The 11,752-nt window shown below is 53.0% G+C and carries 10 protein-coding genes, 1 tRNA gene and 2 riboswitches; of the genes, 9 read left to right on the forward strand and 2 right to left on the reverse strand.

Annotated elements, in window-relative coordinates:
* Nucleotides 1-212: 212 nt before the first annotated feature.
* The 9 genes from BIT28_RS30155 (at nt 213) to thiH (ending at nt 8,665) form a co-directional block, all read left to right on the forward strand.
* A complete protein-coding gene (locus BIT28_RS30155; protein WP_275690384.1) occupies nt 213-338 on the forward strand; it encodes a hypothetical protein in 126 nt (41 codons plus the stop codon).
* Between the two features lie 192 nt (nt 339-530).
* Nucleotides 531-607 (forward strand) — tRNA-Trp (locus tag BIT28_RS02780).
* A 154-nt stretch (nt 608-761) separates the two neighbouring features.
* Nucleotides 762-825: riboswitch (Fluoride riboswitch) on the forward strand.
* A gap of 85 nt (nt 826-910) precedes the next feature.
* Complete coding sequence (locus BIT28_RS02785) at nt 911-2,281, forward strand: voltage-gated chloride channel family protein (RefSeq protein WP_075762119.1); 1,371 nt, start codon at nt 911-913, stop codon at nt 2,279-2,281.
* 103 nt (nt 2,282-2,384) lie between these two features.
* Nucleotides 2,385-2,482: riboswitch (TPP riboswitch) on the forward strand.
* A gap of 138 nt (nt 2,483-2,620) precedes the next feature.
* A complete protein-coding gene (gene thiC, locus BIT28_RS02790; protein ID WP_075762120.1) occupies nt 2,621-4,543 on the forward strand; it encodes a phosphomethylpyrimidine synthase ThiC in 1,923 nt (640 codons plus the stop codon).
* A complete protein-coding gene (locus BIT28_RS02795; protein WP_075762121.1) occupies nt 4,543-5,793 on the forward strand; it encodes a thiamine phosphate synthase in 1,251 nt (416 codons plus the stop codon). The genes thiC and BIT28_RS02795 overlap by 1 nt, the downstream gene beginning before the upstream one ends.
* Nucleotides 5,783-6,544 carry a HesA/MoeB/ThiF family protein gene (locus BIT28_RS02800; protein WP_089153652.1) on the forward strand — a complete coding sequence of 254 codons (762 nt, stop codon included), beginning with the start codon at nt 5,783-5,785 and terminating at the stop codon, nt 6,542-6,544. The genes BIT28_RS02795 and BIT28_RS02800 overlap by 11 nt, the downstream gene beginning before the upstream one ends.
* 6 nt (nt 6,545-6,550) lie before the next feature.
* Nucleotides 6,551-6,772 (forward strand): sulfur carrier protein ThiS, encoded by a 222-nt coding sequence (gene thiS, locus BIT28_RS02805; RefSeq protein ID WP_083651710.1) that lies wholly within the window; start codon nt 6,551-6,553, stop codon nt 6,770-6,772.
* Nucleotides 6,773-7,543: a thiazole synthase gene (locus BIT28_RS02810; protein WP_075762123.1), complete on the forward strand. Its 771-nt coding sequence runs from the start codon at nt 6,773-6,775 to the stop codon at nt 7,541-7,543. It abuts the gene before it with no gap.
* 9 nt (nt 7,544-7,552) lie between these two features.
* Nucleotides 7,553-8,665, forward strand: coding sequence for a 2-iminoacetate synthase ThiH (thiH, locus tag BIT28_RS02815; RefSeq protein ID WP_075762124.1), 1,113 nt, complete (start codon nt 7,553-7,555; stop codon nt 8,663-8,665).
* Between the two features lie 135 nt (nt 8,666-8,800).
* Here the strand turns inward: thiH and BIT28_RS02820 are convergent, their stop codons facing one another.
* Both BIT28_RS02820 and BIT28_RS02825 read right to left on the reverse strand, forming a co-directional pair.
* Nucleotides 8,801-10,588 carry an aminopeptidase P family protein gene (locus BIT28_RS02820; RefSeq protein WP_075762125.1) on the reverse strand — a complete coding sequence of 596 codons (1,788 nt, stop codon included), beginning with the start codon at nt 10,586-10,588 and terminating at the stop codon, nt 8,801-8,803.
* Between the two features lie 156 nt (nt 10,589-10,744).
* Nucleotides 10,745-11,701: a LysR substrate-binding domain-containing protein gene (locus BIT28_RS02825; RefSeq protein WP_075762126.1), complete on the reverse strand. Its 957-nt coding sequence runs from the start codon at nt 11,699-11,701 to the stop codon at nt 10,745-10,747.
* Between the last annotated feature and the right edge of the window lie 51 nt (nt 11,702-11,752).

Below are 11,752 nucleotides of genomic sequence, written 5' to 3' on the forward strand. Positions count from 1 at the left end.
ATATTATTGAGGCTATCCATAGCGATTTGATCATCTGAAAGACAATCCTCAATTAGATCATATTTTTACTTAGATTGGTATGACTCGGTCTATTAATTGTTAACTGATTGTTTTGTTTGTGTTTCTTGTTATCATTTTGTACCTATAACGTATCAATAACAGGCTCTGAATAAAGGCCGAAAACTACAAAGTAAAGTCAATGAGGTTCAACTATGTCTGAGTTCGAAATGTTGGTAATGACAGCACTTGCCTGTCTGGGAATGGGAATGCTGGTTGTCGGTCCTGCTGTTGTGGCGTTCGCTGTCTACAAGAAGAAAAAGGCACAAGCGGCACTGTAGTCAGTGGATGAGCACCTAGGGAAAATCAGAGATTGAACGCTAAATGAATGATTTGATTGTTATCCGTGCATTTGGATGTAAATTTTAATTATTCTTGAATTAACTCTGGTAATTCTCTGCTAGCTGTATAAAATACTCATCACTTCCTAAGGAATGAGTTAAATTCTGGGAAGTCGCTGAAAACAGCACTACAGGGGTGTAGCTCCAATTGGCAGAGCAGCGGATTCCAAATCCGCGTGTTGGGAGTTCGAATCTCTCCACCCCTGCCACATATAAAAGCCTCGACAGAAATGTCGGGGCTTTGCTGTATCTGGATGATGTGAAAGTTGTTCAAGGTCAACCCAAATGGGTAAACATGCATTTTACGCTTGTTGCTTCTGATAATTACCGATAGCATACGACAGTTGTTACTGACAGCCATTGTTAGTAACGGGTGATGGAGTTCCACCTTTAACCGCTCGACTGAGATGATGACTCCTGCTGTAGTAGGATAGATCCGTCTATGGTGGGGCCCGGTCATTTGCCATAGCATCTATCCTTGAACATATTCCCAAATGAGATAGAAACTTGGTATGGCACACCCATTAAGCGCTAATCCTAAAATTTTTGTCCAGATCCTGAGATGGACGCTTCTTATTATCCCTGTTGCCGTTATTGTCGGCTCTCTAAATGCCTTTTTTCTGTGGATCCTAAATCTTGCCAATGAAACACGAATCGATAATGCGTGGTTGATTTATTTGCTGCCGCTGGCCGGTATTGTCATTGTCTATTGTTACCGTAATTTGGGTAAGAACTCCGAAGGTGGCAATAATCTGATCATGGATGAGATCCATGAACCTGGCGCTGGTATCCCTACACGCATGGGGCCGCTGGTTTTAATCACAACAGTGATCACCCATTTATTCGGCGGTTCAGCGGGGCGTGAAGGAACCGCAGTGCAGATTGGTGGGGCGACAACACATTGGCTAGCCCGAGTGTTCAAGCTCAACGAAGCTGATACGCGTCTGATATTAATTGCAGGTGTGGCTGCCGGCTTTGGCGCGGTGTTTGGTACGCCGCTGACAGGGGCGATATTTGCCCTTGAGGTACTGGCGATAGGACGTCTGCGCTACGATGCCATCATTCCTGCCTTGTTTGCCGCTATTCTTGCAGATGTTGTATGCAGCGCGTGGGGAGCTCACCATACGCATTACCGGATAGACTTTCTTGAGACCATTACGTTGTTCGAGCATGCCATCAAAGTCGATATCGTGATGATAGCGAAGATTGTGTTGGCAGCCGTTGCTTTTGGTTTGGCGGGGTACCTGTTTGGCGAGCTGACCCATGTGTTTAAGGACATCTTCAAAGCAACATTGAAAAACCCCTATCTTATTGTTGTCGTTGGCGGCCTGATTGTTATCGCTGCGGTTCAGCTAATAGGTAACTATGACTACATCGGCCTCGGTGTTTATTCAAGCCGGGAAGGGGGAGTTAGTATCCTCAGTGCGTTTACCGAAGGTGGCGCGGAATGGTACAGCTGGTTGCTAAAACTACTGCTGACGGCGATTACTCTGGCTGCCGGTTATAAAGGCGGTGAGGTAACTCCGCTGTTCTTTGTCGGGGCGACACTCGGCAATACCATGGCCTGGCTGTTGGGTGCCCCTGTCGATCTGTTTGCTGCGTTAGGGTTCCTGGCGGTGTTTGCCGCGGCCACTAATACACCACTGGCGTGTACCATTATGGGGATTGAACTGTTTGGTGCCGAGCATATGCTGTATTTCGCTATTGCTTGTTATACCGCCTATTACTTTAGCGGTCATACCGGTATCTATTCTTCTCAGAGAGTGGCTGTGCCGAAATTGTTCGATCTGGATGGAGCGCCGACAATCACCCATAAGTTAGGTGAGCTAAGAGATACGCATTCGTCCTTGCTTAAGACGGTGGTGAAAAAGTACACCAAATAATTATCGGGCCGCATGACAGTGCGGCCCGAGTTGTTTTTACATTCGTTAAACATTTTCTGTCGATTGCACTTGCTGCTGATAGCCGGCTTACCTATACTCTTCACTCAACTTGTCGGAGTGCCAACTGGCTGAGACCGCATTGCGGGATCCGTAGAACCTGATCGGGCTAATACCTGCGAAGGGAACAAGAGAAAAATCTTCTGTTTAGCTGCACCTTTATGATCCATAAAACTGTAGCTGCGGTACCAGATGACGCTGCACACCCTACGTGTACGCCTCTTGTTTAAGCACCAATCCGTCAAGCAACTTCCCCCTATATGGAATATAAAGGAAATTGCTATGTCGAGTCGCAAACAAGCGAGACTGGAAGCTAAACAATTTATTGATTCACTGACTGCCCAACCTTACCCCAACTCCCAGAAAGTCTATGTGCAAGGGAGCCGTTCTGATCTCCAGGTGCCAATGCGCGAGATATCGCTGTCGGATAGTTTGGTCGGCGGTACAAAACAAGAACCTGTCTTCGAGCCGAATGAGCCGGTGCGTGTTTATGACACCTCGGGCTATTACACCGATCCGGCGCAGGCGGTTGATATCTATGCCGGGCTACCGAAAGTGCGCGAAAACTGGATTGCCGAGCGTGCCGATACCGAGTTGCTTGATGAGCTTAGCTCCGCTTATTCCAAAGAGCGTCTGGCTGATGAAACGCTGGATGAACTGCGTTTTGCCGAAGCAAACCGTATACGCCGCGCCAAAGCTGGCAAATGCGTGACCCAATTGCACTATGCTCGCCAGGGGATCATTACACCGGAAATGGAGTTCATCGCAATCCGCGAAAACATGGGCCGGGCCAAGTATCGTGACGAAGTCCTGAACCAACAGCACCCGGGGATCAGCTTTGGGGCCAACTTGCCGGAAGAGATCACGCCGGAATTTGTTCGCCGAGAAGTGGCAGAAGGTCGCGCCATTATTCCTGCCAATATCAACCACCCGGAAACCGAGCCGATGATCATTGGCCGTAACTTTCTGGTAAAGGTGAATGCCAATATTGGTAATTCCGCCGTGAGCTCGTCTATCGAGGAAGAGGTGGAGAAGCTGGTATGGTCGACCCGCTGGGGCGGCGATACTGTGATGGATCTGTCTACCGGTCGTAACATCCATGAAACCCGTGAGTGGATCATCCGCAATAGCCCGGTACCGATCGGTACGGTTCCTATGTATCAGGCATTGGAGAAGGTGAACGGGATCGCCGAGAACCTGAACTGGGAAGTCTTCCGCGACACGCTGCTGGAGCAGGCTGAGCAAGGGGTCGATTACTTTACGATCCATGCCGGAGTCTTGCTGCGTTATGTCCCGATGACTGCCAAGCGAGTGACGGGGATTGTCTCCCGTGGTGGTTCTATCATGGCCAAGTGGTGTCTGGCCCACCATCAGGAAAGCTTCCTGTATGAGCATTTTCGCGAGATTTGCGAAATCTGTGCCCAGTACGATATTGCCCTGTCGTTGGGTGACGGCTTGCGTCCGGGATCTGTTGCCGATGCCAATGACGAAGCTCAGTTTAGTGAATTACGCACCCTCGGTGAGCTGACCAAGATTGCCTGGGAATACGATGTGCAGGTGATGATTGAAGGCCCGGGCCATGTGCCGATGCACATGATCAAAGAAAATATGGAAGAGCAGCTCAAGCATTGCCATGAAGCGCCTTTTTATACCCTTGGCCCGCTAACGACCGATATTGCTCCTGGCTATGACCACATCACCTCGGGGATTGGTGCGGCGATGATTGGCTGGTACGGTTGTGCCATGCTTTGTTATGTCACACCGAAGGAACATTTGGGATTACCAAATAAAGACGATGTAAAAGTGGGTCTGATCACGTACAAGCTATGTGCTCATGCGGCAGACTTGGCAAAAGGTCATCCGGGGGCCCAAGTTCGTGATAATGCATTGTCTAAAGCGCGCTTTGAATTTCGCTGGGAAGATCAATTTAACCTAGGTTTAGACCCGGATACGGCGCGCGCCTATCATGATGAAACTCTACCTCAGGAGTCCGGAAAAGTGGCTCACTTCTGTTCAATGTGTGGACCCAAATTCTGTTCGATGAAGATCTCGCAGGAAGTGCGGGATTATGCCAGCGATCTGGAAAAGAACGAGGAGCTGGCCATCAAGCTGCTTGAAGATCCTCTCGAAGGTATGCAGCAGAAAGCCGATGAATTCCGGGCTCGAGGTAGTGAGTTATATCACCCTGTTCAAGAGGATAGTTAATGAGCTCTTTATGTTTACCCGATAGTTTAACGCCACTGCTGATGCATGTGGAACCTTTGCTTGCTGCGGCTGATAAATATCAGTTGGGCGAGCAGGTGAGTGTGGAGTGGAGCGAGTCGGAGACTGTCGATATTCAAATCGAAGAGCGTCAGTTCAGCCTGGTGTTTAATCAGGCTGAGGCTGATATTGCCGGCTATAAGGTGCTGGATCAGTGGATTGCACCTTATCCGGAACTTTGCGAGATACAGCAGAAAGTGGCTGCTGATCCGTCTTTGGTTGTTTGTGGTTTACCGACCGAGAAGGGCTGCGTCGATATTTGGCACCACAATGGCGAGGCGAGGGCCGTCTATTGCCATCATGCCGGTGCCAGTGAACCACAGCGTGCCATGCTGCTGGCAGCGTTGGCGTTGGACTACCCGCTGGAAGATGCGGTCACGCTGTCCCGAGCCCATGCCCGAGGCTACTTTGAAAGTCATGCGGATGGCTATGGTGAAACGGGTTGGCCAATGACGCGAGAGCTGTTCCCGCGTCCGCTCACGGCCAATCATCAGGAAGTGGATGAACTGGGCTGGAGCAGCAAGGAAGTGGCCGTCGCGCCCTTTGTCGCGACAGATCCTGCCCAGTTGGCACTGTATCCGGTAGTGGATTCGGCGGAGTGGGTGGAGCGCTTGCTATCGATGGGAGTGACCACCACTCAGCTGCGGATCAAGGATCCGGCCGAGCCGACTCTGGAAGCCCAGGTTAAGCAAATCATTACTGCCGGAAACCAGCATCAGGCCCAGGTGTATGTGAATGATTACTGGCAGTTGGCCATCAAACATCAGGCCTACGGGGTCCACCTTGGGCAGGAAGATTTGGAAACGGCCGATTTGCAGGCAATCCAGCAGGCCGGTTTGCGCCTGGGTCTGTCGACCCATGGCTATTATGAAATTTTGCGGGCGGTCGAGTTCGCGCCGAGTTATATCGCGCTGGGACATATCTTCCCGACCACGACCAAAGAGATGCCGTCCAAGCCACAGGGGCTGAACCGGCTGGCGCTATATCAGAAGCTGATTGGTGATCAGTTCCCTACCGTGGCCATTGGCGGCATTGACTTGGCCCGGGCTGAAAAAGTCTGGCGCACCGGTGTCAGCAGCGTGGCGGTGGTTCGCGCGGTGACTCAGGCCGACGATACCCAGGCTGCGGTTGACGCCTTTAATCAGTTGTTGGTTCGCCATGAGCATACCAAGGATGGCGATGATGCTCAGTGATCAGGCGTTTCTACGCTATAACCGCCAGATCATGCTACCCGAGATCGGCGAGCAGGGTCAGCAGTTATTGGCTGAAGCGCAGGTGTTACTGGTCGGTGCCGGCGGGCTGGGTTCGGCGGCTGCGCTGTATCTGGCCGGGGCCGGTGTCGGCAATATTATTATCGCTGACGATGACGAGGTCGACAGTTCGAACTTGCAGCGGCAGGTGATCTACCGTGATAACCATCAGGGACAGAGTAAGGCGCAGGCGGCGGCAGAGCAGCTAAAGGCGCTGAATCCTGATATCCGGGTTCGTCCGGTCCAGGCTCGGCTTGCTGATCAGAGACTGGCGATGGAAGTGGCGCTGGCCGATGTGGTGCTTGATTGCTCTGACAACCTTGAGACGCGCCATGCCGTAAACCGTGCCTGTTTTCGTGCCAACAAAGCATTGATTTCAGGCGCTGCTATTCGCTGGCAGGGACAGCTGATGGCTTTTGATTTTCGTCAGGGCCGGGGGCCTTGTTATCACTGCCTGTTTCCCTGGCAGGTGGATGACCCGCAAGAGCCACAGAACTGCAGCAACTCCGGTATTGCCGGCCCGGTTGTCGGCATGATGGGAACCATGCAGGCGCTGGAGGCTATCAAGTTGATTACCGGCGCCGGAGAAGTTGCCTTTGGCGCTTTGCAGCAGTTCGACGGGCTGATGATGGCATGGCACAGGTTCAATCTTGCTCAAGATAAAGGGTGCCCGGTATGTGGCACAGGAGAATAACGAATTATGACAGACACAACATCCGTCATTCAGGTTCAGGTCAATGACAAACCTGTGAGATGCCCGGAAGGACAGAGCCTGACAGCGTTGCTAACCACGTTGGAAATGCCGTTGCAGGCAACGGCGGTGGCGCTGAATGACGATATTGTTGCCCGCAGCGAGTGGGACAGCACATTACTTAATACGGGCGATCGTATTGCCTTATTCCAAGCTATTGCCGGAGGCTAAATGCTTACTATTGCAGACAAGACGTTTTCATCCCGCCTGTTTACCGGCACGGGAAAATATGCCAACAGTCAGGCAATGGCGGACTCTATTATTGCTTCCGGGTCAGAGCTGGTCACCATGGCCTTAAAGCGGGTCGATATCGAAAATCGTGACGATGATATTTTGGCTCCACTTGTGGCTGCCGGGGTGAACTTGCTACCTAATACCTCGGGCGCAAAGAATGCAAAAGAAGCCGTATTTGCCGCAAAACTGGCGCGCGAAGCGCTGGGAACAAATTGGCTGAAGCTGGAAATTCACCCGGACCCGAAATACCTGATGCCCGATCCGATTGAAACCCTGGCAGCCGCTGAAGAACTGGTGCGTGAAGGCTTTATCGTATTGCCTTATTGCCATGCCGATCCGGTGTTGTGTAAACGACTGGAAGAGGCCGGCTGTGCGGCGGTGATGCCGCTTGGGGCACCGATAGGTTCCAATAAAGGACTGGCATCGCGTGATTTTTTGGAAATCATCATCGATCAGGCGCGGGTGCCGGTAATAGTCGATGCCGGTATTGGTGCTCCTTCTCATGCCGCCGAAGCGATGGAGATGGGGGCCGATGCGGTGTTGGTGAATACCGCGATTGCGGCCGCGGCCGATCCGGTAGCCATGGGCAAGGCCTTTAAGCTGGCTGTTGAGAGCGGCCGCATGGCCTATGAAGCAGGGCTGGCCGGTACGGTTAACCATGCGATTGCTTCCAGCCCGCTGACGGCTTTTTTGGATCAGAGCGCATAGGGGTTCGACATGAGTTACGTTGATGTCTGGAAGCAGCTTGAGTGGGATGATATCCGGCTGTCGATTTACAGCAAAACGGCGTCGGATGTTGAGCGTGCCCTGCGCAAACCCAAGCGCGATCTGGAGGATTTCAAGGCCTTGATTTCTCCTGCGGCCGAGCCTTATCTGGAACAAATGGCGCAGCAGTCGGCTGCGCTGACCCGCAAGCGGTTCGGCCATACGATTTCCTTTTATGTGCCGCTCTATCTGTCGAACCTGTGTGCCAATGCCTGTACCTATTGCGGTTTTTCGATGGAGAACCGGATCAAGCGCCGGACATTGAATAAGTCTGAAATCGCCCGAGAATGTCAGGCTATCAAAGCGATGAATTTTGATAGCGTGCTGCTGGTGACCGGCGAGCATGAGCGTAAGGTCGGGATGGCGTATTTTCGTGAAGCGGTGCCGGCGGTCAAAGAGCAGTTCAGCTACCTGGCCATGGAAGTTCAGCCGCTGGATCAGGATGAGTATGCCGAGTTGAAAGCCTTGGGACTGGACGCCGTGATGGTATACCAGGAGACCTACAGCGCATCAACTTATGCCGAGCATCATTTGCGGGGCAACAAAATGGACTTTGAATTCCGGCTGGAAACACCGGATCGCCTGGCGAAAGCCGGGATTGATAAGATAGGCATTGGCGCCCTGATTGGATTGGAAGAGTGGCGCACGGACTGTTTCTATGTCGCCAGTCACCTCGACTACCTTGAGCGCACCTACTGGCAGACCCGCTATTCCATCTCGTTTCCGCGGCTAAGGCCTTGTGAAGGGGGCCTGCAGCCCAAGTCCGTTATGGATGATCGCCAATTGGTACAGCTGATCTGTGCCTACCGCCTGTTTAACCCGGAAGTGGAGTTGTCGCTATCGACCCGTGAGTCGCCACAGTTTCGAGATAATGCCTTGCCGTTAGGGGTAACCAGCATGTCGGCCGGATCGAAAACACAGCCGGGCGGCTATGCCGATGACGAGCCGGAACTGGAGCAGTTCTCGATCAGTGATGAGCGCTCGGCCGCTGCCGTGGCAGAGGCGGTCAAAAAGCACGGTTTCGAGGTGGTGTGGAAGGACTGGCACCATGCCTACTCGGGCTAGCGGACTGTTGATATTTGGCTCTATATCTATAAACTCCGCGCTTTCTCTTTGCTCTAGAGCCAAATCCTGAACAGTCTATATGATAACGCCCGCGAGGATGCGGGCGTTGTGGTATCTACAGCTTGAGATGAGCTGTTAGCGCTTGAGCGGTGTTGTTGCCTGTGCCAGCCAAGCCAGATCATCACCTTCCAGTGCCGGGCTGATAACCTCGAACACTGTCTTGTGGTAGTTGTTTAGCCATGCCAGTTCGACATCTGTCAGCAGACTCATATCGACTAGACGACGGTCAATCGGAGCGCGGGTCAGTGACTCAAAGCCCATCACCGTCATATCGCCAGCAGTTTCCACTTCAACAACCAGTTCTAGGTTCTCGATACGGATACCAAAGGCATCGGCGCGGTAGTAACCCGGCTCGTTCGATAACACCATGCCCGGTAGCAGGGCGGTTGGGTTATGGACCTTGGCAATGCGTTGCGGGCCCTCATGGACGCTCAGGAAGTGGCCGACACCGTGGCCGGTACCGTGGTCGTAGTCAAAGCCGTGTGCCCATAGGTGCTGGCGAGCCAGTGCATCGAGCTGAGAGCCGGTGGTGCCTTTCGGGAAACGGGCGGTCGCCAGGGCAATATGGCCTTTCAGTACCAGGGTGAAGGTTTGCTTGACCTCGTCGCCCGGCTGGCCGATAGCGATGGTACGGGTAATGTCCGTTGTACCGTCTGGGTACTGGCCGCCTGAATCAACCAGGTAAACATTGTCCATTTCCAGAACGCTTGGCTCCGGCTGGTTCTGGTGGTTGTAGTGGCACATGGCAGCGTTGCCGCCGGCAGCCGAAATCGTATCGAAGCTGACATCGGTGCAGCTGGTGTCCTGAATGCGGAACTGCCACAGCTTGTCAGACAGCGTACCTTCGTCTAGCAGGTTACCTGCTGCAACTTGGGCATCAACCCATGCCAGGAACTTGGAGACAGCGACACCATCGCGAATATGGCAGGCTTTCATGCCGGCAATTTCAGTCGGGTTTTTCGCCGCTTTTGGTAGCAGACAAGGATCCGCAGCTTCAATCAGGCTGGCACCTGCTGTACGCAGTACCTGAGCTGCCCAGGCATTGCTGGTGGCCGGGTCAATCAATACCGGTTTGCCGTTCAGAGACTGAAGTCCTGCTTCCAGTGCTTCTGGCTTATGGATACGGACACCTTCACCGACATGGGCGGCAAACTCTGCAGGCAGACGCGCCGGGTCGATGTAGAAGTCAACGCTCTCGTCAGCATGGATGATCGCTGTTGATAGCAATACCGGCAGGCTCGGTACATCGCTGCCGCGGACATTCAGCAGCCAGGCAATGCTGTCTACCTGAGTCAGCAGGGCCGCTTCGGCTTTTTGTTTTTTTAGCTCGGTTGCAATGTTGCTGCGCTTGTCGGCGCTGCTCTGGCCAACGAAATCCAGACCCATTAGTTTTGCATCGGACAGTGTCGCTGCCGGACGGTCATGCCAAAGGGTATCGATAGGGTTGGCATCAACACAAACAAGCTCAAGGGCTCCGGCCAGGCTTTCGGTGGTTCGAGCCAGCCAGGCGCCGCTATGCAGGCGGGCATCAACAGCCACTTTGCTGCCGGCGGCCAGATTATCCTGGGTCCACTGGACTGGCGGTTCGTCAATCAGATGGCGGTATTCGAAAACGTCGCCCGGTACTTGCTTACGGACCTGAACAACATAGCGACCGTCGACAAATACAGCTGCTTTTTCACGCGTGATCACCGCCATACCGGCCGATCCCGTAAAACCTGTTGCCCACAGCAAACGTTCGTTATGGGCCGGGATATATTCGCCGAGGTATTCATCTTCATGAGGAATAAGCAAAGCGTCTAGCTGGTTGTCGGCCAACCATTGGCGGATCTGCTCAACACGTTGTGAGATAACTTCTTGCATGTTTTGAGGTTCCTTGTTTTTGCCGCCGTCTGAATGACGGAATGAATGCCAACCTGAAGAAATCAAAGCAAGGCGACGAGTAATGAGACAGGTTGCCTTGCACTGAGTTGTTCAGGCTGCGGCCATAACGTTAGCGCTTTTGCAAGTCGGCTGCAATTAGGTGGTAGACAAATCACGACATCGGCTGATGATTAACTCCCTTAACCAACTGTGCCCGAGGTCTTTTTCTTGATGTTGATGCCAGAAAAGCGTGTATGCCATAGCAGGAAGTTCTGGCGGAAGCGGTAATACCACGAGATCGAGCTGGGCGGTGATGTAATGGGCAAAGTGACTCGGGGCGGTAAATACGAGATCGGTATGGGTGCATAAACTGGCAGCACTGTTGAAGTCCGGCACGTACATCGCGATGTCACGGTGCAAGCCTTTCTCGGCCAGTTTGTAGTCCAGCAGCCAGCGATCGTCCTGCCCGCAGCGGACCTGGATATGGCGTTGTTCGAGGTAGTAGTCCTGATCCCACTCCCTGTCGGTCTGGCACAGGATCGGGTGGCCCTGGCGGACAATACAGCGCTGGGTATCACGGCATAACTCCTGGAACACAATTCCTTTTGGCGGCATCAGGGTCAGCATTGCGTCCTTGGGGTTGAGATCCTTGCCGGTGATCCCGAAATCAATTTCGCCCCGCTGGAGCCGATCAAAGGTATTAGGCTCCCATGCCTGGGTATCGAGAATGATATTGGGTCCTTTGGCAAAAATCTCCCCCAAGAACTGCGGCAGAAAAAGCGGGTAGGCGCTCTCGACCAGGGCCATTTTGAAATGGCGTTCGCTGGTCTCGGGAATAAACTCTGCCGGGGCAGTGAGCAGTTCGATTTCTCGCAGCAGGTGATCGAGCAGGGGAAGCAGAGCCTGCGCCCGGGGAGTTGGTGCCATACCGTGGGCGGTACGGGTAAAGAGCGGATCGCTAAATTGCTCGCGAAGTCTCGTCAGGCTTTTGCTGACCGCCGACTGGCTGAGGTTCAGCCGTCTGGCGGCATGGGTCACACTGCGCTCTTCCAGCAGGACATGGAGGCAAACCAGCAAGTTGAGATCGATACGGGCAAGTTTTTCAAAAGACACAACAAAACCTCAGGCAGAGTGATATTCCAGAATGGAAATTCTGATTTGAAT

It is taken from the genome of Photobacterium proteolyticum (assembly GCF_001939735.1).
GTDB lineage: Bacteria > Pseudomonadota > Gammaproteobacteria > Enterobacterales > Vibrionaceae > Photobacterium > Photobacterium proteolyticum.